The sequence below is a fragment of the Tritonibacter sp. SIMBA_163 genome, from assembly GCF_046535935.1.
Classification (GTDB): Bacteria; Pseudomonadota; Alphaproteobacteria; order Rhodobacterales; family Rhodobacteraceae; genus Epibacterium; species Epibacterium scottomollicae.
In genome coordinates this window covers 21,056-42,338 of sequence record NZ_JAWJBP010000013.1, presented here as the reverse complement: position 1 = coordinate 42,338, position 21,283 = coordinate 21,056, and the positions used below count along the sequence as shown (strand labels likewise).

Here is a 21,283-nt window from a genome sequence, read left to right as displayed (position 1 = left end):
CGGCGACTCAGCTCTCATCCCAGGCCGGCATTGCCTCCAGCTGTTCTTCTGTGGCCTGTACATGCGCGCGCAGGTCGTCGCCTCCGACGCGGGTGATCTCAACTTTATCGACCTCCAACGCGACTGCCTTTTCGCCGATGCCAAGGAAACCGCCCACGTCGAGAATGATCGCGTCCAATTTCCCCTCATCCGTCAGGGTGAGCTCGCTGACCTCGCCGACCCATTCGTCATTGGAGCCGTAGGCTGCGGCGCCCAGAAGCTCATCCGTGGTCATCTGCGCCAACTCGACATCGCGGGTCTGGCTTTCACGCTCTTGCTCCCACATGCGGGCGTCTTCGGTTTCGCTCGCTCGGTACCAACCTTGGTCTTCTGCGCGGGTTTCGTCAAAGTCCTCAGTTTGGTCGAACGTGGATTTCCCACCGGAATAGACCATGAAGAACGCGCCCTCATCGTCAGCATCCTCGACAAACTGGATTTGGTTCAGCGAGATGTGCTTTTCTGTCTCGCCCACGCCCAGAAAGCCGCCTGCATCGACGATCAGACCCTGAACCTCGCCATCGCGGCGCATCAGAACGTCTTCTACTTCGCCGACCATCTGCCAGTTGTTTTGAACATCGGACACGGCCCTCATATGGCCCGCAAACGACGTGTCATGGCTGTTGGTCTGCATGGGTTGCTCACCGGTTGCGGTGTTTGTGGCAGTGTCACTGGGCATCTTGGCGCCCGTCTCGGCGTCGCCCGAGCCCGACAGTGCGTCCCCTGTTTCATCAGTGGGCATATAGATTTGGTGATCCAGCAGGTTGCTTACCTTGATCTCCATGCTTTGCATCTGATCATAGCCGGTGGTCTCTGCCTTGGACATCGTGTCCTCGGCCGCCACGGGCAGTGCGATCATGGTGGCGAGAGCGGTGGTTGTGAAAAGATGTTTCATAATTGGCTCCTCGTATCGTGTTACTCGGATACAGGGTGTTAGCCTGTCGATCAGTCAACGCATCGCGGCGGCCAGTGTTTCATTGTCACAGAATTTTTTTGCAGTACCTTCAAATAGTATGTTCTAACAAAAGGATAGCGCGGTTCATCCGACCTGCTCTTCACCTCTGGCCTGAACCGTGCGGGTTGATCGTCATCGCCTGCGGTTCATCACTGCGTCAGCCAGGCAGTGACCGACAAGCGCTGCGACGAAAACTCTCTCAAGATCGCGAGTTTGTTATGGAACGTTCAAAAGGGCACAGCGTTGGAACCCGTAAACAATTGCGCGGGTTTGAATGAACTAACCCCGTGTCAAAGGGCCCATCACCAAGAGGAGTAGACCCAAATGATGGCGCAAGACCAGCCGGGATTGTTCGCATGGCAGTCCCGCCATTGCTCTGTCGCAGAGTGTTTTGACTGCGCCATTCACCCGATTTTTCTCACCCCTAAGTCAGTCTGCGAGCTGCGCAAGAAAAAGGACCTGTCATGACGTGTTCCGAGGATGCAGCGCGAGTTCCGAGCGAAGGGGTGGAAATGCTGATGACCGCCGCCGAGGCCTTTCCGGAAATGGAACGCGCCTTTCTCAACTCCCGGACCGAAGTATGGGCCAGTTTACGGGTGTTTGACCTGCAGACCCGCTTGCGCAGTGAGGTCGGTCAACGGATCGGCTCGACGTGGGAGGATCTGATCATCTATGTCCTGCGCCGGGGTGTCACCCTCAATATTATTGTGTCCGATTTCGATGCGGTGATGGCAAATCCGCTTCATGTTGGCACATGGCAGACGATGCGCCACCTGCGCGCCGCAGCTCTACGTGCAGGTCCAGACGCGAAATTGAACCTCACCGCGGCGGCGCATCCTGCGCGGGTTGGGGGGATGTGGTGCGCGTTGTTCTGGCCTGCGGTACGCAGCCGTCTGAACGGCGTGCTGGAGGACCTCAACCAGCTTGAACCTGCCGAGCAGGACCAGCGTTTGGCCGAAATGCCGGGTCTGGATGGCTATGTGCGACGCGACCGCAACGGGCGGCTTTGTGCGCGGCTCTTGCCGGTGCGTCCGCTCTTGCCTGCAACACACCACCAGAAAATCGCCGTTTTTGATCGCCAACGCCTATATATTGGCGGGTTGGATCTGGACGAGCGCCGGTTTGACGACACGGGACATCACCGGCGCCGTGATGAGACCTGGCAGGATGTGCAGCTGATGCTGGATGATCCTGAAATTGTGGCAGAGGGACAGGCGCATCTGGAGAGCTTCCTCGACATCTGCGCTGGCACCAAAGAGCCGCCAAAGCGCAAACACCTGCTGACCACCCTGTCGCGACCGCGCGACTGGCCGAACCATGTGCCGGGGCCGCGCCAGGTCGATGCGACCCTGAAGGAGACGCATCTGCGTCGGATCAGGGAGGCCAAGCATCTGATCTATCTTGAATCGCAGTTCTTTCGGGACACGGAGCTTGCTGACGCTCTGGCAGAGGCCGCACGGGAGAAGCCCGACCTTGGCTTGGTCATGGTGCTCCCTGCCGCACCGGAGGATGTGGCTTTTGACGGCAACACCGGATCAGACGCGCGATACGGCGAATATCTTCAGGCGCAATGCATCGCCAAGGTGCAGGATGCCTTCGGCGCACGGGCGGTGATCATGTCGCCGGTGCAGCCTGTGGCAATGGCCAGTGATGGACGTGACACGCTTGCGGGATCGCCGATCATCTATGTTCATACCAAGTTTTCCGTCTTTGATGATTGCCGCGCAATCCTGTCTTCTGCCAACCTGAACGGTCGTTCGATGACCTGGGATACCGAGGTGGGGGTGGAGCTGCGCCAAGCGGATACGGTGGCCGCCATGCGCGAGCAGGTCTGCGGACACTGGTTGCAGATGGCCCCTCCGTCGCGGTTCCTAGACCCTGAACGCGCAGTCGAGGCTTGGCGCGCGCAGGCCGATGCGAACCAGGCCGCCTCCCCGGAAGAGCGCACAGGGTTTCTGGTGCCCTACGATCCTGCTCCGGCTGCAGAATTCGGACGCCGGCTGCCCTTCGTGTCGCAAGCCATGGTGTGACGCTTCGGCAGGTGCCGGGGGGCGGCGTGTGGAACGGTGGCGCTGAGCGTCAGCTTGCAGATCCCACGCTGCAGCAGGTCAGGCCACGCCAGTGGTCTCAGCCGTCCTGTCCTCCATCGCCAGACCCGGCCCCGTGGCGGACCTCATCATAGACCTGTCCCCAGGCAAGGATCGCAAAGATCGCGGTGCCGCCGATGATATTGCCCAGCAGGACAGGGAATAAGTAGCCAAAGGCGGCAGCAGCGGGTGTCATCGTGCCAGCAAGAAGCATGATCCACATCTCTACGGAGCCGGCGATGACATGCGTGAAATCCCCCGCAGCAATCAGCCAGGTAAAGGTCAAGATGACGAAGAATGCATTGCCTTCAGCCGAAGGCATCATCCAGACGATCGCCGCGACCAAAACACCGGCGGGAATGGCGCGAATGAAACTATCGCCCGCGCCCATGGTGACGGCGTGATCGGACAAGGCAATGACGGCCTCGGTCAGCTCTGTACTCAGCATATTGGTTTTCGACATCATCAAGGCCGCCAGAAGGGCTCCGACAACGTTCGCGGTCAACACAACCGCCCAGAGCCGCAGCATCGCAGACAGCGCCTTGCGGGACTGACGTGCGAGAACCGGAAGCACCGTGGTGATGGTGTTCTCTGTAAACAACTGCATCCGGCCAAAGATTACGACGAGAAAGCCGAATGAGTAGCCGAAATTCTCGATCAGGTAGCGGCCCGCCATATCCTGCGGCAGGTGCTGACGCAAAATCCCTTCGCCAAGCACGGAGAGGCTGATCAATATTCCGGCTGCCAGCCCGGACCAGATCAGGGATGGCATCGGGCGTTCCAGCTCCTCCTCGCCGTCGCGGCGGATGACCTCGTAGATCAAGCGGGATGACAGGCGTGTCGCCTTTGTAACCGATTCCTCTTCCGCCTCATGCTGGATGGCGTCTTTTTCCAGGTTGTCGGTTTCGCGGTGGGCGCTCTTGTGACCGGCTTTTTGGTCTTTCATGATATCCGTCCGTTGCGGCCACAGAGGGCCAAGGCGCGCGCTTTTGGCCTGAGAAGAGATGCATGGTTGCTTGCGGATCGGGCCACCATATGCGTCGCGCACGGCGCAAGAGCCGTGTCGGGTTGGCGGGTGTCCATCGGTTGCCCCATCTCACACGCATCCTTTCTCATCACTCGGCGCTACCGAAAGAACACGCAATGACGTTGGTTTGTTCCGCGCGTCTGGCGTGGCTGTCGTGCAGCCGCACATTGGCTTCGGTCAGGAAAAGGCAATTTTTTCGGAACAGCCACGCGGTGCCGGGGGTTCTGTCATCAAAGTACAGCGCGCTTTCCGACTGATCCGCATCGAAACAGGGCGAACTGTCGGTTTGGGGCGGCGCTGTTGCTATCGCCACTTGAGGGACGGAACACAGTGAGCCACGATGATGCAACATCGCTTTGATATATATCGCAGTCTTGCATTTGGTGCCTGTGCCTTTGTGATGCTGTGCCTCGCCGCGGTTGCAGGGCGGGCGCAGGACACGCGCGGATTCTGGTACGAAACAGGCTCCATCAATCAAGGGCTGGCGGCGGTAGAAAACGACCTGCTGGAGCGGTCGACCCCGAGACAGACGATCCGTGCATTTCTGGCTCAGACGGAAGCGGGCGAATTCGAACTCGCCGCCCACTACCTCAATCTGGCGCGAACAGATCCGGCACAACAAACCACCTTGGGTGCGGAAAAAGCGCAAAAACTCAAGGCGATCATCGACCGTCAGGTGTGGATCGACTGGTCAGACCTCTCGGCCCGCCCGGACGCATTGAGGGACGTCGCCGCCAAGTCAGGGTCCAGCCCCCGTACCCCGCGCCGCGACCTCCACATTGCAACTCTGGAAACAAGGGATACGGCCTATGATATCCGGATTGCACGGTACAAGCCCGAAGGTGCCCCGGCGGTCTGGTTGTTTTCGCCGCAGACGGTCAGCAATATCGACCCGCTCTATCGGGCGTTCGGGCCCGGACGCTATGAAACCCTGATCCCCGCCGTACTCAAGGACAGCTTTCTCGGGTTGTGGATCTGGGAATGGCTGGCGTTGCCCACTCTGGGCCTGGCGGTGTTGTTGCTGGGCTGGGGCGTTCATGCGGTCGTCTCATCCATGGCGGGCAGGGTGGAGCGGCCCTGGCTGAAACGCGGCCTCGAACGCAGTCGCCTTCCGCTGTGCATCCTGTTCATGGCGGGTGCCGGACAAACCGTGCTGTTGCAGGTTTTTTCGTTTTCCGGTCCGGTTCAGACCCTGCTGAAGCCCACATTGATCATTCTGATGGTCTGGGGTGTGGGGATGACGATCCTGCGCCTGTTCGATGCGCTCTTGCAACGCCTCACGCTGCGTTTTGTGGGCGAGATCGATGACAAACGCGGACGGGACGAGCGAGAATTCTATACGTCGATTTATGCTTTGCGACGGCTGATTGTGCTTGTGATGGTGGCGGTTGCGCTGATTGTCATCCTGTCTCAGCTCAACCTGTTTGAAAGTGTTGGGATGACGCTTCTGGCGTCTGCCGGGGTGTTGACCGTTGTCTTCGGCATCGCGGGGCAGGCGGTGTTGGGCAATATTCTCGCCTCGCTTCAGATCGCCTTTGCAAAGCCGGTGCGGATTGGCGATGCGATCCTGTTCGAAGGCGACTGGGCCTATGTTGAATCGATCTTCTACACTTTTCTGCGTCTGCGCACCTGGGATCAGCGCCGGATCGTCGTTCCGGTCACCTATTTCGTTGCCCGCCCGTTCGAGAACTGGTCGGTCGCCGACGCCCGCATCATGCGGGTTGTCCATCTGTGCCTGGACCCGCGCGCCGATGTGGAATGCCTGCGCCAGACCTTCGCGGAGCTTTTGCGTGCCGACCCCGATATCGACGAGGTGGAGGGGGCCTGTACCTTTGCCACAGAACAGACCGCAGAGGGGCTTACGGTCAGTTTCTATGCCATGATGCCCGACCCATCGACTGGGTGGATCATACAAAGCCGGTTGCGGGAACAGTTGCTGGCTCATGTGCGCGACACTCATCCCGATTGGCTGCCCCGTGAGCGGGTGATGGACGTGAGCCAAGATGCCGACGGCGGTCGCACGCGGACTGCTGTCCGCACCGCCGGGTAAGAGGAGAGGAGTTCGGAGACCCGACGGCTCAGGCGTGTCTATAACCTCTGGCCTCCTTTGAGGCGGCAAACCTCCCCTGATGGGGGATACGCGGCTTCATTTTCGGGTCTCACCCCGAATTTTGTAGAAAAAACAGAACGGTCATTGCGACGCCGACCGTCACGATGAAGGCGCGCAGCAGCCCGACCCTGCGTATCCGCTTGGCACAGAGGGCGCCGACATATCCGCCGAGCGCGCAGGACAGGCCAACAATGAACAGCGATGGCCAGTCGATCAGTCCTGCGGCGGCATAGGTCAGAACCGAAACAACGGAGAGCACGGCCGAGACTAAATTCTTGAGCCCGTTCATCTGATGCAGGTCTGTTATGCCGATCAGGCCAAAGGCGGCAAGCAGCATGATGCCGAGGCCGCCGTTGAAATATCCGCCGTATATGCAGACCGCCAGTAGCAACCCCAGTGCGACGGGGCCGGTCACGCTCTTTCCGCTGCGCGACAGCTGGCGCACTACGATAGGGCCAAGGGCAAAGGTCAGCGTCGCCAGCAGCAGCAGCCATGGCACCACGCCTGAAAACAGATCCTGCGGGGTGATCAGCAGCAATACGGCGCCAAGAAACCCGCCGACCACAGTTACCGCAAGGATCCGTTTCAGGTCCGCGCGCGCGTTGCCGGATATGTGATCCCTATAGGCCCATGCGCTGCCGATGTAGCCGGGCATGGCCGCGAAGGTGGCGGTGGCATTTGCCATGATGGGCGGCACACCCGCCCAGACCAGCGCGGGGAAGGACAGGAAAGTGCCGCCTCCGGCGACCGCGTTTAGAACGCCAGCGCCAAAGCCTGACAAGGCAAGCACGAATAGTGTGAGCATGGTCAACCTCCCGAAACGACAGGTCTATTGCATGTCGGTCGAATGGTCTGCAAATTGGTCTGAAATGGGAGATGCGCGTGGCACGTGTGCAGCAGGTGTTGTTGGATCTGAGGGGGCTGCTTGGTCGCGGCGGCATCGGCGCGGGGGAGCGCCTTCCCTCGGAACGGGAGCTATCGCGACAGCTGGGATGCAGCCGTCAAACACTGCGCGCGGCGCTTGATGTTATGGAACATGCCGGTGTGATCTGGCGACATGTGGGGCAGGGCACGTTTTACGGTCCCCGCCCTTTGGGTCATCCGATCCGGGAGAACATTCTGGTTCACGGGGCCTCGCCCGACCAGCTGATGCAAGCGCGACTGACGCTAGAGCCGTCGGTCGCAGCCGAGGCGGCGCGGATCGCCTCCCCGCAGGCGGTGGCCTATCTGTTGCAGTTGGTGCGCAAAGGACGCGCTGCCACCACCCGAGGGGCCTGTGAGCAGCTTGACGCGGCCTTCCATCGCGGCCTCGCAGAGGTGACAGGGAATCCGATCTTGTTGGGATTGCTGGATTACCTTGCGGGGGTGCGGCGGCACACGGCCTGGCAACGGGAGTGGGAGGCAACCTACCGCAGGCTCGGCGTTGCGGAGTTCACTGACCATCACAGTGCGCAACATCAGGCGGTTGTGACCTGTATCGGCGCGGGTGACGCCGCCGGGGCGGCACATGCAATGCGACGCCACCTCGACACCGTGGCGGATGCCATGCGCGCGACCGGGGCGCAGTCCTGACAGATCGTGCAGAGCGTTACATTGACAGGGCGACCTGACGCGACAACTCCGCAAGGGCGGTGGACAATGCGCGTGCGGCAGAGGCCGCACCGGGGTCTTCGACAGGCGTCTCAATCTCAAAGCGTTTGACGAATTCCCGAACGCGTCCCTCGGGAGAGGAGATCGCAAACTGGCCGGAGAGTTCGAACATGCCGTCGGCGCGGGCGTAGCTCTGGTCGACACGCACATCCAGGCGCACGTCGGCGGGGGTATTCAGCGGCCAGGGTTCCACCGCGACGGATGCACCTGTCCGATCACTCAGGCCGCGCGCCAGCGCGACCGACATGCCACGCGCCGGATCATCGGCCCATTGGGCTGCGTCCTCGGCAAACAGCGCGCCGCCTTCGCGTTCGGACACGATTTCGGAGGCCGAGGCATATGTGGGGAGCGAAACGAGACGCACCTCGATCGAGCGGGACTGCAGATTGGCGACGCGCTCGCCCGGCGTCGCTGAAATCAGATATCGCGCATCATTCGACCCCGCACAGGCCGTGAGCGCAGACAATAGACATACGGCTGACAGAAACTTTTTCATCTTACCTACCAAATACCAGAGAGTTCGGGTCCCGTTCGATCTTGCGGGCCAGTTGTGACACGGCGCGCGCGGCTGATTTGACCTCACGCAGGGCGTCGAGGGTCTCGGAATTGAACGTGGAGCGCCCCCCATAGGACGCAATGAGATCTTCGGACTGGGCCACGAGCCGCTCCAGGCGTGATGCCAGTTGCGGCAGCCCTTCGGTGGCGCTGGCCACGGCGTCAGCCGCATCGCGCGCCGAGGCCATGGTGGCGTTGGCATTCTCTACCAGGCCGCCCTCGCGCAGCTCGGCCAATGTCCTGCGCATTTCCCCCAGGGCATCGGAAAGCGCGGCGGGCAGGGCGCGTGCCTCTTGCGTGCCAATCACCGCGTCCGCGCTATCCATCAGCTGACTGACTGAGCGGATCAGTTCCTCGGCTTCGAGCGAGTTCGCCTTGGCAGCAAGGGTGCGCAAATCGTCGACCAGTGCCGGGAGTTCGTTCGAGGCGGTGGCAAAATCGGTCGCGGCGGCGCTGCCCTGCTCCAGTGCTGTGGTCAGGTTTGCGACGGCTCTGCCCTGTTGCAGTTCGGTCAGAATGGCGCGCAGATCCACCACGGTGGCATGAAGTTCGCCGGGCAGGGCGCGGGTGCCGGGATCGCTGACCAAGGCGCGCGTGTCTTCCAGCAGCGCTACAGCTGCGGCGGGGGCCTGACGCGTGCTGTCCGCCGAGGCCAGCGCCTCGATACTGGACAGGGTGCTGATCGCCTGCGCCATCAGCTCCTCGACGGGAAGCTGGCTGATGCGCTCCATTGCGCCTTCTGCTGTGGCGGTGAAGTCGGGCAGATCCGACGCGGTGCTGGGCAGTTCCGGGTAGGGCTCTGCGGTGCGGTCAAATTGCGCGGCTTCCGGATTGTCGAGCCGGACAAGCTCTACCATCAGCTCCGGGCTGAGCAGACCCGCAGACGCAAGCCGCGCCCGCAGACCTCCGTCCACGGCTTGTTCTAGAAAGTTCAGGACATCTTCTTCGCCGGCACCGCGTGGCAGGCCGAGCAGCGAGGGTTGCAGAAGCAGTTTCGCCACCAGCCGCACATCCGCATCGGCGGTGTCGCTTTGGATACTTGCGGTCAGGCTGTCGACTTCGCCGACCTTGATGCCGCCCAGTTTGACGGCGGCACCGCTGCTCAGCCCGGCGACGGACTCGCCAAAGGCCACGGACACGGCCACGCCACCCGCCAAGGATCTGGAGAAAGCAGTCCGTCGCGCCGTGGATTCGTCGGGATAGATGTCGAAGACGGCGCTTGAATTGACCGGGCGGCCACCTTCGAACACGGAGTCGAACTGGATGCCCCCCGACACCAGAGAGGCGAGGCTTTCGACATCAAGCGACAGGCCTTCCGCTCCGAATGAGACGGTGAAACCGGATGAATCCCAGAACCGGGTGGCAGAGGTGATCCGTCGGTCATGCGGCGCGTCGATAAAGGCATCCACGACGATGCTGTTGCCACTGACGGTCAGGCGTGGATGCTCCAGCCGTCCGACTTCGATGCCGCGAAACAAAACCGGCGCGCCTTCGGTGATCATTCGACCATCTTCCGTGCGCAGGGTGATCCGCCGCCCTTCCCGGCCGGGTTGCACCAACGGCGGGCGGTCAGTCCCGACAAAGAGTGTTTGTGCCACGCCGGGCGTCTGATCCCATGCGCCGGCGATATAGACGCCGGAGAGGACGGTGCTGAGGCCGGAAATCCCCTGTGCGCTGACCTCGGGGCGCACCACCCAGAAGGCGGCGTCTTCGTCCAGGAAGGGGGCAATATCCTTGTCGACCCGGACCGCAACGGAGACTTTGCTCAGATCCGGGGCAAAGCCGACCTCTTCGACGCGTCCGATCACCACATCGCGGTAGCGCAGCGTGGTTTCATTGGCGACAATCCCGGAGGCGTTCTCAAAGGTGATGTAGACCAGCTCGCCACGGTCAGAATAGCTCTTCCATGCGATCCCCAGTGACACGACCAGCGCCAGCAGCGGGACCAGCCAGACCAGCGACAGGTTGCGCCACATGGACGGGCGGTGATCGGAAACCTTCAGGCGGGCGGGTTCAGGGGTGCTCATGACTCATCTCGCTTTTCCGCGAGCCACATCAGCCGCGGATCGAAACTCTGGGCTGCCAGCATGGTGAAGGCAACCGACAATGCAAAACTCACCGCGGCAATACCGGGACTGATTGCGGCGGCAAAGTCCAGTTGCACCAATGCGGTCAAAATAGCGACAACAAAGACATCAATCATCGACCAGCGCCCGATGAATTCGACCACTTCATAAAGGAGCAGCCTGCCATGTGTGTCGAGCGTTGGGGGTTTGCGCACAGACAGCGCGAGAAACGCAATGGCCAGGAATTTCGCGATGGGGATCACGATGCTTGCAAAAAACACGATAAAGGCAACACCATAGGAGCCATGGTGCAACAGTTCCAGAATGCCTCCCATCAAGGTGTTCTCCGATGCACGGCCAAAGGTCACGGTGCGCAGCATCGGGTAGATGTTGGCTGGGATATAGGCAATCAGCCCGGCAATGAGCCAGGCCCAGACACGTTGCAATGAGGCGGTCTCGGAGAACTCCAGGCGGCTTTGGCAACATGGACACACCCGCGTGCCGCGCGGTGCCACGGTCCCGCAGGCGCGGCAGCCGACCAGACCTGCCTCTGCGGCCGTCAAGTATTGCTGAGAGTTTTCAGGGGGTTCCAAGCGAAAATATGACCTTTGACGGCTGTCGGCAGCGGAATAGCAGTCGAACTCCTGTCCGCATATAGCGCATCCGCGCGAATTATTGAAATTCGCTCTGGGCAGAGCTGCGTATTTTGAGTGTTTTCCATACTGTAAGTCTGCAGATCGCACTGTCGGTAAGGATTGTCACCACCAGCAGCGCGGCGAACGCCCAGAACGCCGGGCCAAGTTCAACGCGGGCGAGGCCGGAGACTTTGACCAGAGCCACGGCCACGCCGATGATGAAGATCTCGGCCATTGCCCATGGTTTGAGCCGCTCCGCCCAAGTGTAGACCCTTGCCGCCTGCGGTGCTGGACGCCAGCCGATGGCCATCGGGGCAAGCGTGTATATCAGGGCGCAATACCGGGCAGCGGGGAGGAGGACGATCAGAAAGCCGGTTGCCAACGACAAGGGCGCCATCGGGCCGCTGGAAAATGCCATTACCGTATCAAGGACGGAGGCCCGGTGGGAAAAGCCCTGAGCCTCCAGCGCCAGAAAAGGAAAGCAAGCGGCGGCGATCAGCAGGATCAATGCTGTGAGCGATAGCATCGCGATCCGGGTCATTGCGCCCGATTTCGGAGCCGCGAGGACCGTGCCGCAGCGGGCACATTTGGCGGTTGAATGCTTTTTCACATCCTGATCGTGGTGCAGGGCGTCACAAACGGGGCACGCGATGATCTGGTCTAGGTTCATGGGGTGAGATCCGGGACAAGGCCCTTGTGTGAGGTTGCATGCGCGCACGGCCTGTTATGGCGGCTCCGGCATCAGGGGCAGCCGATCCTGAGCGAATAGTCACCTTAGGGAAGCACATAGAGACTGGCAAATCCAATTCGGGTGTGAGGACCGTATCAGCGTCACTGTGATCCGTCACCTTTAAGGGTTTCGTGTCAGTCGCGAGTGCATTTTCATCGCTTCGCTGTGTTGGGAATGGCATGTTGTTTTGAGATTCCGTTGCCGAGGCTTGGTCCTATCTTGGCAAGAAAGTGCGCCATAGCGCTTGGGCGGGGGGATGTGTTGCATCGAAATGCGGGAACTTTTCGCGATCTTGGTCGTTCTAAGCCTGAGAAACACAAATCAAGCCTGCTTAGAGATGATGGCAATGCGTCGGGGCGGACTTAGATTGATCGCATGATGCGCGGCGGCGGCCTCTTGAGCGGTATCAAGCGCGATAAGGAGCCATTTTGTCGCCAGCCGCCAACCGCCAACCGCTTGCCGCGGCCCCAACCGCCAAAGACTGCCCGTCCCTTTGTGACACATGACGATATGTCGGGGCGCCCAAACCAAGGAACGGCTTATGTTCGACGCCAAATCCTCCGTTACTTCTACGGAGCGCCAGTCCTCCCTGTGTATCCTGCACAACTCTCGTTCAGGTAAAAAGGAAGCTGGCGACACGTCCCGAGACCTCACGAACGCGTTTCAAGCATATGGGCTGTCGCCGCACATCGTGGAACTTGACCCCGCGAAAGACCTGTCTGAGACCGTGCGACAGGTCGTGGCGGAGGGTTATGACATGATCGTTGCGGCGGGCGGTGACGGCACCATCTGCGGTGTGGCGCAGGCGCTCAAGGGCACCGGATGTAACATGGGCATTCTGCCGCGCGGCACATTCAATTATTTCGCCCGCTCACTCGGGGTCCCGGAGGACCTCGATGGTGCTGTGGAGGTGATCGCCAAGGGTCACATTCGTGCCCTGCGCGTGGCCATGTTGAACGATCAGGTGTTTCTCAACAACGCGAATTTCGGCCTTTATCCGCAGATCCTGCGCTCGCGCGAGGAGATCTACGATTTCTGGGGCCGCAGTCGCGCTGCCGCCTATTGGTCGGCGCTGAAAGTTTTGTTCCAATGGCCCCGGCCGCTGGAGCTGGATATTCTGGCTGACGGGGAGCGCACCACCGTTCGCACGCCGCTGGTCTTTGTGTTCAACAACGCGTTTCAGCTGCATCAGATGGGAATGGATGGCGCGGAATGCATCCGTGAGGGCCAGCTGGCGTTGATGATCGCACCGGATTGCGGGCGTTGGGGCATGATGCGCAGCGCGCTGGCGGTGCTGTTTGGCCGTGCAACGCGCGGGCGCGATTTTCAGCTGCTGTGCAGTGACAGTTTCGAATTGCACGGGCGGCGCAAGAAACTTCTGGTGGCCCGTGATGGCGAACGGGCGCGCATGAAGGGCCCTTTCCACCTGCACCTGAGTGACGATGCGCTGCAGGTGGTGGTGCCGCAGCATTTCGGGGATGCGACCCGATGAAACGCCTGCTGCATCTCTCCGATCTGCATTTTGGCCGCGACCGGCCCGAGCTCTTGGACCCTCTGATCGCGCAGATCAACGATTTGGCTCCTGATCTGGTGGCAATCTCCGGCGATCTTACCCAGCGGGCCCGTGATCGGCAGTTCATGCGCGCCCATGAGATGATCGACCGCATTGAAGCCCCTTGCCTGATCGTGCCGGGTAATCATGACACGCCGCTCGATAATCTGATCGAACGGGTGCTGATGCCCTGGCGTCGCTATCGCAAGTGGATCGCCTCGGATCTGGAACCGCAAACCCACGACCCCCACTGGTCCGTGGTCGGCATCAACTCGGTGAATCCGCTGGGGTGGCAGCGCGGCCGCTTTAGTGCGCGCGATATCCGACGCGTCGAGGAAGGCTTCGCCGGCACCGCCCGTGACGCGTTTCGCATCGTTGTTGCCCATCACCCGCTGGAGCATCAGCCGGGCGAACCCAAGCGGCTGACGCGGGGTGCGCGTCGGGCGCGGGCAGCGTTGGCGCGATTGCATACCGATATCATCTTGTCCGGCCATCTGCACAGCTGGCACGCGGATGTCTTTGCCGCGCCACGCCCCGATGCGCCAGCGATGCTGCAGGTTCATGCCGGCACCGGCCTGTCCGACCGACTGCGCGGAGAAGAAAACGACTTCAACCTGCTCACGCTGGATGGACCGACGGTACATGTGCAACGCTACGCTTGCCGCGCTGACCGCTGCGGTTACGATCCCGCGCGCGAGGTCCGCTTTCGCCGCTCAGAAAACGGCTGGCGTCCGGCCTGAGTGCCCCTGCCAGATTTCGAAATAACCTGCGGGACAAGGCGGTGCCGGAGCAGGCAGGCTGAACTCAGCCCGTGGTGTCCTCTCCAAGCGCGGCCAGGCGGCGTGGAAGATCGCATCGCACATGCAGAAAGTCGATGACGATCAATTGGTCAGGCCCGTCGATGAAGACAACATAATGCTGCCCCGCACGGACATAGCGCAGATCGTCCGGAAGATCCGGAGCGACCAGTGCCCGGCAGGGGCGTGACGGAACATGTCCTTGTGCAAGGCCAGTGCAACGGTCAATCAGCTCTTCGCCGTAGACCTGTGCCTGTCGCGGACCAAACGTCGCAAAGGTCCAATCCGCAATGTCCTGTAAGCTGTCTTCGGCCTGGCGGGTCAGGACCCAGGGTTTGGGCGTCACGACGCGGTATCACGCGGCCCGGCGAAGGCGCGACGGATCACATCAGCGCCTGACCCTTCGGCGAGATGTCCGCTTCGGGCCTGCTCGACGCCACGGGACACCCGCGATTTGAGATCACGCATTTCGTCTTCTTCACGTTCGAGCAGACGCAGTCCGGCGCGCAGAGCTTCGGAGGCGTTCTGATACCGGCCCGAGGCGACGAGCTCATCTATGAATTGCGATTGCGGGTCTGTGAGAACGACGTTGCGCGTTGCCATGGGTGCCTCCGGCTTGACTATTGGCAATATATGCCACTCGGTTGCCGCTGTCCACCAACCTGCACACAGCAGCGCGGGGCAAATTTATTTTCTGTCGCCTGAAACTTTCTTCGCCGGGGGTTCGTGTCTTCTACAGATCATGCCCACACCGGGTGTGACAACAGGAGGAATTCGAATGAAAACCTACATGTCTCTGATCGCCGCACTCGCCATCTGTACTGCCGGTACTGTTTCGGCGGAAACTGACAACCCGATGGTGGGTGGCGCGCCGATGTATGCCGAGAAGAACATTGTGGAGAACGCGGTCAATTCCAAGGATCACACGACGCTGGTTGCTGCCGTGCAGGCCGCAGGTCTCGTGGATACGCTGAAATCCGATGGCCCTTTCACTGTCTTCGCTCCGGTGAACAGCGCCTTTGAAAAACTGCCAGATGGCACCGTTGACACGCTGCTGAAGCCTGAGAACAAGGACATGCTGACCAAGGTTCTGACCGCCCATGTGGTGGCCGGTGACTGGTCTGCTGCCGAAATCGCCCGCCAGGCAAAGGCCTCCAGTGATGGGTTCTATCACTTCAAGGCGGTTTCGGGCGACGCGCTGTCGGCGCAGGTGAAAGGCGATAACGTCTATATCTACGACGAGAACGGCACCGCAAGCCTGGTGACCATTCCCGATGTGAACCAGTCCAACGGCGTCATCCACGTGGTGAACACCGTGCTGGTGCCGAAGTAAGTTTCGCCACATTGCGTGGCCGCGCCTGACTGTTGCACTGGATGGAACAGAGGCGCGGCAGCGATCAGACCTCCGGGTGTTGTGACGCATCCGGAGGTCTCTCGGACCGTGCGCGGGCAGGGAAACGTCGCAGTGCGAGAACTTTTCGCCGTGGAGGCGCATGGAAGAATTGACAGCCCGCCCTCGCATGCATCTGTTGGGCGCATGACATCAAGAGACGACATCGAGCATTTGATCGCCCGCATTGCGCTGCGGGATCAGTCTGCCTTCTCAGCGCTCTATGATGCCACTAGCAAAAAGCTGTTCGGGATCTGCCTTCATGTGCTCGACCATCGCGGCGAGGCGGAGGAAGTCCTGCAGGAGGTTTATATCCGCATCTGGCACAAGGCGGACAGCTATGCGGTGACCGGGCACAGTCCGATGACCTGGCTCATCACCATCTCGCGCAATCTGGCGATCGACAAGCTGCGCAGCCGCAGGGCCGCAATGACCACCCTTGATGCCGAAGCTGTCACGATTGCGGATGCACGTCCGGGGCCGGAGGCCAGCGCCATTTCCCGCTCTGAGCACAGCGCCATGTCCGCCTGCCTCGAAGAATTGGATACGGACCGGGCTGACGCCGTGCGGCGGGCCTATCTTGATGGCGATACATACAAGGATCTGGCGCATCGCTATGATGTGCCCTTGAACACCATCCGAACCTGGCTGCGGCGCAGCCTGATGACATTGAGGGACTGCCTGACCCGATGACCGGCCCGGACGACACATATGGTGACAAGGCCCTGGCGGCCGAATACGTCCTGCGTCTGCTGGATCAGCATGCACATCGTGCATTTGAGGCCCGCCTGCTGGACGAGCCGGAGCTACGTGCCCTGGTCCTTGACTGGGAACAGCAGCTGGCAACATTGGCAGAGGATATTGCCGAAGAAACCCCACCAGCGCATCTGCGCGGCGCCGTGTTGAAAACGGTTGCGACTGACCCGGCGGCTGCCTCCCGGCGGGGGTGGTTCACGGGGCTGTGGCCGCGCGTCCTTGGTGGAGGTCTGCTGGCAGCGGTCGCCATCACGCTGGCGGTTGTTGTGGTTGACAGGCTGGAGGAGCAGGGCCCGTCCTACCGTGCGGATCTGATCAGCGCCGATCAATCCATCTCTCTGATGGTGCGCAGTGGTGAAACCGCCGACGCATTGCAGGTGGAGGTCGCAGCGGGATCGCCGCCCGATGGTCGGGTGTTCGAACTGTGGCTGATTGCAGAAGATGCTGCGGGGCCGGTGTCTCTTGGGGTGCTGAACGCCTCGGCGCTCACCTCTATCCAGGTGCCGGAGGCGCTGCTGGCGGGGCTGGCAACCGGCACACTGGCGATCTCGGACGAACCGCCCGGAGGCTCTCCCACCGGAAGCCCGACGGGAACGGTTCTGGCAGCGGGGCAGGTCCAGAAAATCTGACCTCACGAGCTCATCCGTTGAGTGTTCACCACTGTTCGCGGCTTCACCTGCATTGGCCCCGTCAGATGGCGCCGCACATGATGTAGGCGCTATGACGGCTCAGGCTGTTCTGGCACAGGTCGAAACAGGGCCACGATGTCCGCAATAATCGCCAGCAAAACGGGAACCAGTATCAGCATCAGCGCCGTGCCGAACATCTCTCCAAAGGCGAGCGAGACTGCAGCCGGGATCAGATATTGCGCCTGTTCCGAGGTTTCGGTCATCAGGGGCAGGAGGCCGATGACAGTGGTCGCCGTCGTCAGGAAAATCGCCTTGAAGCGGCCGAGCCCAGCATGGAGAAGCGCCTGTTCGACGCCGATGTCTTCTTCTCTCAGCTGATTGTAGCGCGTGATCAAAACAAGGCTGTCATTCACCACAACCCCCGTCAGGGCCAGCATCCCAAAGAACGAAAACAACGACAGTGTCGTGCCGGTCATCATGTGCCCGACGGCGGCTGCGATAAAACCGAAGGGAACGATTGCGAGAACGACAAGCGGCTGCCAATAGCTCTTGAGCGGGACGGCCATCAGCACGTAGATCAGGACCGCGGCCAGCAGAAGTGCGCGTTGCAGGTCGCCACTGATGTCGGCCATATCCTCTAACTCTCCGGCTGGCAGGACGCTTACACCGGGGTATTTTGCGGTGAGCTGTGGCACCAGTTGCTCAAAGACGGCTTGTGCCACCTCTTCTGGGGCAACCACCGTACGATCAATTGACGCCGCGACGGCATTCATCCGTTTGCCATCCCGCCGGTTGATCGCCCCTGATACATAACCACCTTCGATATCGGCCACCGCGTCCAGCGGCACCCACGCCCCAGTGGCGCTCCGCAAGGTTGTTTGCGTCAGGTCCGTGATCGTATCGCGGTGGGCCAGGGCATTCTGCACGACAACCCGCACCTCTGATCCATCGCGACGCACCTTGGCAACCTCTGCGCCGCCAAACCCATAGCCGATCTGAGTGGCAAGCGTTTCGGCATTGAAGCCGAGGTGCCGCGCATCGGGGCGCAGTCGCAGCCGCAGCTCCGGCTGGCCGCCCGCCATCTCATCGCGAATATTGGTCACCCCTTCGATGCTGCCGAGGAAGTGCTTCATCTCGGTGCTGGCGCGGCGCAGCAGCTCTTCGTCCCCGGAGATCAGACGGATGCGGAACCCACCGGCCAGGGTTTCCGAACCGGTGAATTCCAGCTCCGTCGCGCCTTCGACCTGACCGACTTGAGCGCGCCATGCCTGTACCACCTTCAGGATCGGCACCTCGGGGCGTTCGGCCACGGGGAGCAGCTCTGCGAAGATCTGAGCGCTGCCTGCGTTATTGATGATCGTAAAGACTGATCGTATCGGCAGAGTGTCCATACCGGCGCGATCCGCAAACTCTGCGTTGAGTTCATGCGCAATGCTCTCAATCCGGTCGATATTGGCGCGTGTCAGGGTGAAGGGCGCGCGCGCATCCATTTCCAGGTTCACCGTGATCACCTGTCCCGGAACATCGGGGAAGAAGACCGTCTTGACCTTGCCGTTCGCCATCAGGCCCAACCCGAGCATGGCGGCCGCGATGAAGAGGATGAGCACCGCGTAGCGATGCCGCAATGACGCGATGAGAACCGGCTGGTAAATGTGGTCGCGAAACCCATCCAGCCCGGCCTGTGCAATGTCCTGAACCCGCCCCCAGATACGTGTCAGAAGATACCGACGGGTCTGCGTCATGGATGTCTGTGCCAGGTGAGCGGGCAGGATGAACTTGCTTTCGATCAGCGAAAAGATCAGTGCCAGAATAACGATGCCGGAAAAGCCCGCCAGCGCCTTGCCCAGCGGGTTGTCGATCATCAACATGGGAAAAAAGGCGGCGATCGTCGTCAGCACGCCAAACACGGTCGCCACTGCCACCCGCTCGACACCGCGTTCGGTGCCGAGGACCGGATCCGGGGTGCTGCGGCGTTCTTCGAACACGCTTTCGCCGACCACGACAGCATCATCCACCAGAATGCCCAATGCGATGATCAGGCCAAAGGTCGTTACGTCATTGAGCGAGTAGTCGAGCCATTTCGACCCCGAGACCGCAATCGCCCCCATGACCGATATCGGAATGCCCATCGCAACCCAGAATGCCAACCGGACATTCAGAAACACCGACAACATCAACGCGACCAAGAGCAGGCCCTGAACCCCGTTGGAGCGCAGTAGGGCAAGGCGATCGGCGATGTAGTTGGCGCTGTCCCCCCAGGCCACCGCATGTATGTGCGGCGGCAGCTGGCGGCTGAAGTCATCGAGCGTGCTGCGGACCACGCGGCTGACGTCAAGCAGGTTTTCCTTTTGCCCAATCAGCACTTCCATCCCGACCGTCGGATCTCCGTTCAGCCGAAACAGGAAGTCACCCTCGGCAAACCCATCGTGAATCGTGGCAAGCTCTCGCAGTAGAACGACAGAGCCATCCTCGCGTTCGATGATGGGCAAGGCGGCATATTCTGCGGCGTATTTGGCAGTGGTGTCAGCACGCAGGAAGATGGTCCCGGCGTCGGTGCGCAGCTCGCCCGCCTGAAAACTGAGCGAGTTTTCCTGAATCGTTCGGGTGATATCGGCCACGGTCAGCCCGTATTGGCGCAGCTGTTCGGGGTCGACCTCGATCCGCAACTCACGCGGGATCAGTCCCCAGATCGTCAGGCGAGAGAGCTCCGGCTGGGCCAGCAGTTCTTCCTTCAGCCGTTGCGCCAGCACCTGCAAGCTCGCGGGGTCGGCATCGCCATGCAGGTTCACATAGAGCGCCGGAAAATCAAAACCCGATGCCTCGATCACCGGGCGGCGCGCCTTGTCCGGGAGGTCAGTCATCCCATCAATGCGGATGCGGACCCGGTCCAGAACCGCCTGCAAGTCCTGCCCTCCCGCCCGGCGTATGGTGAGCGAACTGAAGCCGTTCTCTGATCGCGATGTGATGCTTCGCACGCCATCAACGCCTTCCAGTGCCTGCTCGACCTTTTGCGTGATCAGTTGATCTACTTGCTCTGCGGTTGTGTCAGGATACTCGATGGTGATGGTGACGCTTTCCGGCGGAATGCGGGGGAACCCTTCGATGCGGATGTTCAGTACTGTCTGAACGCCAAGGAAAAGGATCAACGCCATCAATAGGTTGGCGGCGACTGGGTTGCGAATGAACCAGGACGTCAAGGCGTGCATTATCTGTCCGTCCCCTCAATCGGGGTGACACGCTGGCCCGGCAGAAAGGAGGACAGCGGTGTTTTCGCCACGCGCCATTTCGTGCCCCCCTCCGGTGCCCTGAGCGTGATCGTTCCGCCAGATCGAAACAGAATATCGGGCCGCGTGCGGTGGAGCAGATTGTCCGCATCGACCCACCACAGGAACCCTGCACGCGACACGGCGCTTTCCGGCACTGTCAACGTGTGCGCGATGCTTCGACCCGGAACGGTGACCCGTAGAAAGTCACCTGCGAGGAGCTTCTGCGATGCGTTCGGTCGCTCCAGAAAAAGGCGCATCTGGCGCGTAGTTGGGTCCAGAAAGCCGCCCCCGCTGCGAATGCGCGCCACGCCCAAGGGACGCCCATCGCGCTGGGACAATGTCGCCCGCTGGCCTGACACCGGATGCTTCAGCAGCGCCCACTCAGTCGGAGTCACGTCCACACTCAGCTCAAACGCGCTGTTGTCGGACAATCTGACAAGCGGATCGCCCGGGGTCACCGTTTGCCCAAGGCTGGCAATGCGCTGCGTGACCACGCCTGCAAAGGGGGCGGTCACGTTGGTATCCGCCAATGCACGCCGCGCCGTCTCCAGCTGTGCCTGTGCCGAGGCGGCTGCCTTCTCTGCGATCTTCAACTGCGGCAGACGCAGGGCCAGCGCCGCAGGTGGGGTGGTCCCATCGCGCGCGAACTGCTTGCGGGCCACGATGACATCGTTTTGCGCGCGGAGCAGCACCAGCTTCGCCTCTTCCAGCTCCATCTCGGCCACGGCGACAGCGCTTTTATATTGGGTCTTCTCGATGGACATCAGCGCGGCACCGGCGTTGACCTGCGCCCCGGCGAGCGCCCCGTCATAGACTTCGGTAATGCGCCCGGACACGGCGGACCGAATGTCGGTCTCCCAGCGTGGGCGTACTTCGGCAAAGCCCGAGACCTGCGCTACGACCGTTTCCGGAGCGACGGTAATGATGGACACGACGGGCGGCTCCGGCGGTGTATTTTTTGCCTGTATGTCAACTGTGTCTTCGGCTTCAGACACCACTAGCAACACACCGATCAAGGTCGCCGTGGCCAGCGCGAGCCAGA

Annotated in this window: 19 protein-coding genes; 8 read left to right on the top strand and 11 right to left on the bottom strand. The window is 61.2% G+C overall.

Going from position 1 to position 21,283, the window contains the following annotated elements; all coding sequences use genetic code 11:
- Nucleotides 1-7 precede the first annotated feature (7 nt).
- Nucleotides 8-931, bottom strand: a complete 924-nt coding sequence (locus R0J92_RS16340) for a PRC-barrel domain-containing protein (protein ID WP_411052412.1) — start codon at nucleotides 929-931, stop codon at nucleotides 8-10.
- A 524-nt stretch (nucleotides 932-1,455) separates the two neighbouring features.
- Here R0J92_RS16340 and R0J92_RS16335 point away from each other — a divergent pair.
- Entirely contained in the window at nucleotides 1,456-3,021 is a 1,566-nt protein-coding gene (locus tag R0J92_RS16335) for a phospholipase D-like domain-containing protein (protein WP_411052411.1), read from the top strand.
- 97 nt (nucleotides 3,022-3,118) lie between these two features.
- Here R0J92_RS16335 and R0J92_RS16330 read toward each other — a convergent pair whose 3' ends face one another.
- Nucleotides 3,119-4,024 carry a formate/nitrite transporter family protein gene (locus tag R0J92_RS16330; protein ID WP_411052410.1) on the bottom strand — a complete coding sequence of 302 codons (906 nt, stop codon included), beginning with the start codon at nucleotides 4,022-4,024 and terminating at the stop codon, nucleotides 3,119-3,121.
- Between the two features lie 421 nt (nucleotides 4,025-4,445).
- Here R0J92_RS16330 and R0J92_RS16325 point away from each other — a divergent pair, with 421 nt between their 5' ends.
- Nucleotides 4,446-6,155: a mechanosensitive ion channel family protein gene (locus R0J92_RS16325; protein WP_411052409.1), complete on the top strand. Its 1,710-nt coding sequence runs from the start codon at nucleotides 4,446-4,448 to the stop codon at nucleotides 6,153-6,155.
- Nucleotides 6,156-6,264: 109 nt separating this feature from the next.
- Here the strand turns inward: R0J92_RS16325 and R0J92_RS16320 are convergent, their stop codons facing one another.
- A complete protein-coding gene (locus R0J92_RS16320) occupies nucleotides 6,265-7,020 on the bottom strand; it encodes a sulfite exporter TauE/SafE family protein (protein WP_411052408.1) in 756 nt (251 codons plus the stop codon).
- Between the two features lie 77 nt (nucleotides 7,021-7,097).
- Between R0J92_RS16320 and R0J92_RS16315 the strand changes: the two genes are divergently transcribed.
- Complete coding sequence (locus tag R0J92_RS16315; RefSeq protein ID WP_411052407.1) at nucleotides 7,098-7,787, top strand: FadR/GntR family transcriptional regulator; 690 nt, start codon at nucleotides 7,098-7,100, stop codon at nucleotides 7,785-7,787.
- A gap of 16 nt (nucleotides 7,788-7,803) precedes the next feature.
- On the opposite strand, the gene R0J92_RS16310 is transcribed toward R0J92_RS16315, so the two are convergent.
- From R0J92_RS16310 to R0J92_RS16295, 4 genes are all read right to left on the bottom strand, one after another.
- Nucleotides 7,804-8,331, bottom strand: coding sequence for a membrane integrity-associated transporter subunit PqiC (locus R0J92_RS16310; protein ID WP_411052406.1), 528 nt, complete (start codon nucleotides 8,329-8,331; stop codon nucleotides 7,804-7,806).
- 31 nt (nucleotides 8,332-8,362) lie between these two features.
- Nucleotides 8,363-10,447 (bottom strand): MlaD family protein, encoded by a 2,085-nt coding sequence (locus R0J92_RS16305; RefSeq protein WP_411052405.1) that lies wholly within the window; start codon nucleotides 10,445-10,447, stop codon nucleotides 8,363-8,365.
- A complete protein-coding gene (locus R0J92_RS16300; protein WP_411052404.1) occupies nucleotides 10,444-11,079 on the bottom strand; it encodes a paraquat-inducible protein A in 636 nt (211 codons plus the stop codon). The genes R0J92_RS16305 and R0J92_RS16300 overlap by 4 nt, the downstream gene beginning before the upstream one ends.
- Before the next feature lie 79 nt (nucleotides 11,080-11,158).
- Nucleotides 11,159-11,791, bottom strand: a complete 633-nt coding sequence (locus tag R0J92_RS16295; protein ID WP_411052403.1) for a paraquat-inducible protein A — start codon at nucleotides 11,789-11,791, stop codon at nucleotides 11,159-11,161.
- A gap of 601 nt (nucleotides 11,792-12,392) precedes the next feature.
- On the opposite strand from R0J92_RS16295, the gene R0J92_RS16290 reads away from it, so the two are divergent.
- Complete coding sequence (locus R0J92_RS16290; protein ID WP_411052402.1) at nucleotides 12,393-13,343, top strand: diacylglycerol/lipid kinase family protein; 951 nt, start codon at nucleotides 12,393-12,395, stop codon at nucleotides 13,341-13,343.
- Entirely contained in the window at nucleotides 13,340-14,143 is an 804-nt protein-coding gene (locus R0J92_RS16285) for a metallophosphoesterase family protein (protein WP_411052401.1), read from the top strand. The genes R0J92_RS16290 and R0J92_RS16285 overlap by 4 nt, the downstream gene beginning before the upstream one ends.
- A gap of 64 nt (nucleotides 14,144-14,207) precedes the next feature.
- On the opposite strand, the gene R0J92_RS16280 is transcribed toward R0J92_RS16285, so the two are convergent.
- Together R0J92_RS16280 and R0J92_RS16275 are read right to left on the bottom strand one after the other, a co-directional pair.
- Nucleotides 14,208-14,546: a type II toxin-antitoxin system RelE/ParE family toxin gene (locus R0J92_RS16280; RefSeq protein ID WP_411052400.1), complete on the bottom strand. Its 339-nt coding sequence runs from the start codon at nucleotides 14,544-14,546 to the stop codon at nucleotides 14,208-14,210.
- Nucleotides 14,543-14,803 (bottom strand): type II toxin-antitoxin system ParD family antitoxin, encoded by a 261-nt coding sequence (locus R0J92_RS16275; RefSeq protein WP_317384012.1) that lies wholly within the window; start codon nucleotides 14,801-14,803, stop codon nucleotides 14,543-14,545. The genes R0J92_RS16280 and R0J92_RS16275 overlap by 4 nt, the downstream gene beginning before the upstream one ends.
- A gap of 175 nt (nucleotides 14,804-14,978) precedes the next feature.
- Between R0J92_RS16275 and R0J92_RS16270 the strand changes: the two genes are divergently transcribed.
- The 3 genes from R0J92_RS16270 to R0J92_RS16260 all read left to right on the top strand — a co-directional run bounded on the left by R0J92_RS16270 (nucleotide 14,979) and on the right by R0J92_RS16260 (nucleotide 16,975).
- Nucleotides 14,979-15,533, top strand: a complete 555-nt coding sequence (locus R0J92_RS16270) for a fasciclin domain-containing protein (RefSeq protein WP_106164708.1) — start codon at nucleotides 14,979-14,981, stop codon at nucleotides 15,531-15,533.
- A 204-nt stretch (nucleotides 15,534-15,737) separates the two neighbouring features.
- Nucleotides 15,738-16,283 carry a sigma-70 family RNA polymerase sigma factor gene (locus R0J92_RS16265; protein ID WP_411052399.1) on the top strand — a complete coding sequence of 182 codons (546 nt, stop codon included), beginning with the start codon at nucleotides 15,738-15,740 and terminating at the stop codon, nucleotides 16,281-16,283.
- Complete coding sequence (locus R0J92_RS16260; protein WP_411052398.1) at nucleotides 16,280-16,975, top strand: anti-sigma factor domain-containing protein; 696 nt, start codon at nucleotides 16,280-16,282, stop codon at nucleotides 16,973-16,975. Before R0J92_RS16265 ends, R0J92_RS16260 begins: the two co-directional genes overlap by 4 nt.
- Before the next feature lie 89 nt (nucleotides 16,976-17,064).
- On the opposite strand, the gene R0J92_RS16255 is transcribed toward R0J92_RS16260, so the two are convergent.
- Together R0J92_RS16255 and R0J92_RS16250 are read right to left on the bottom strand one after the other, a co-directional pair.
- Nucleotides 17,065-20,181 carry an efflux RND transporter permease subunit gene (locus tag R0J92_RS16255; RefSeq protein WP_411052397.1) on the bottom strand — a complete coding sequence of 1,039 codons (3,117 nt, stop codon included), beginning with the start codon at nucleotides 20,179-20,181 and terminating at the stop codon, nucleotides 17,065-17,067.
- On the bottom strand, nucleotides 20,181-21,173 hold the full coding sequence (locus R0J92_RS16250) for an efflux RND transporter periplasmic adaptor subunit (protein WP_411052396.1): 993 nt from the start codon (nucleotides 21,171-21,173) through the stop codon (nucleotides 20,181-20,183). The genes R0J92_RS16255 and R0J92_RS16250 overlap by 1 nt, the downstream gene beginning before the upstream one ends.
- Nucleotides 21,174-21,283: the final 110 nt, after the last annotated feature.

Bases quoted from the DNA above. Each gene is read 5' to 3' on its own strand.
- R0J92_RS16340 (WP_411052412.1), bottom strand. From the start codon at position 931: ATGAAACATCTTTTCACAACCACCGCTCTCGCCACCATGATCGCACTG.
- R0J92_RS16335 (WP_411052411.1), top strand. From the start codon at position 1,456: ATGACGTGTTCCGAGGATGCAGCGCGAGTTCCGAGCGAAGGGGTGGAA.
- R0J92_RS16330 (WP_411052410.1), bottom strand. From the start codon at position 4,024: ATGAAAGACCAAAAAGCCGGTCACAAGAGCGCCCACCGCGAAACCGAC.
- R0J92_RS16325 (WP_411052409.1), top strand. From the start codon at position 4,446: ATGATGCAACATCGCTTTGATATATATCGCAGTCTTGCATTTGGTGCC.
- R0J92_RS16320 (WP_411052408.1), bottom strand. From the start codon at position 7,020: ATGCTCACACTATTCGTGCTTGCCTTGTCAGGCTTTGGCGCTGGCGTT.
- R0J92_RS16305 (WP_411052405.1), bottom strand. From the start codon at position 10,447: ATGAGCACCCCTGAACCCGCCCGCCTGAAGGTTTCCGATCACCGCCCG.
- R0J92_RS16295 (WP_411052403.1), bottom strand. From the start codon at position 11,791: ATGAACCTAGACCAGATCATCGCGTGCCCCGTTTGTGACGCCCTGCAC.
- R0J92_RS16290 (WP_411052402.1), top strand. From the start codon at position 12,393: ATGTTCGACGCCAAATCCTCCGTTACTTCTACGGAGCGCCAGTCCTCC.
- R0J92_RS16285 (WP_411052401.1), top strand. From the start codon at position 13,340: ATGAAACGCCTGCTGCATCTCTCCGATCTGCATTTTGGCCGCGACCGG.
- R0J92_RS16275 (WP_317384012.1), bottom strand. From the start codon at position 14,803: ATGGCAACGCGCAACGTCGTTCTCACAGACCCGCAATCGCAATTCATA.
- R0J92_RS16270 (WP_106164708.1), top strand. From the start codon at position 14,979: ATGAAAACCTACATGTCTCTGATCGCCGCACTCGCCATCTGTACTGCC.
- R0J92_RS16265 (WP_411052399.1), top strand. From the start codon at position 15,738: ATGACATCAAGAGACGACATCGAGCATTTGATCGCCCGCATTGCGCTG.
- R0J92_RS16260 (WP_411052398.1), top strand. From the start codon at position 16,280: ATGACCGGCCCGGACGACACATATGGTGACAAGGCCCTGGCGGCCGAA.
- R0J92_RS16255 (WP_411052397.1), bottom strand. From the start codon at position 20,181: ATGCACGCCTTGACGTCCTGGTTCATTCGCAACCCAGTCGCCGCCAAC.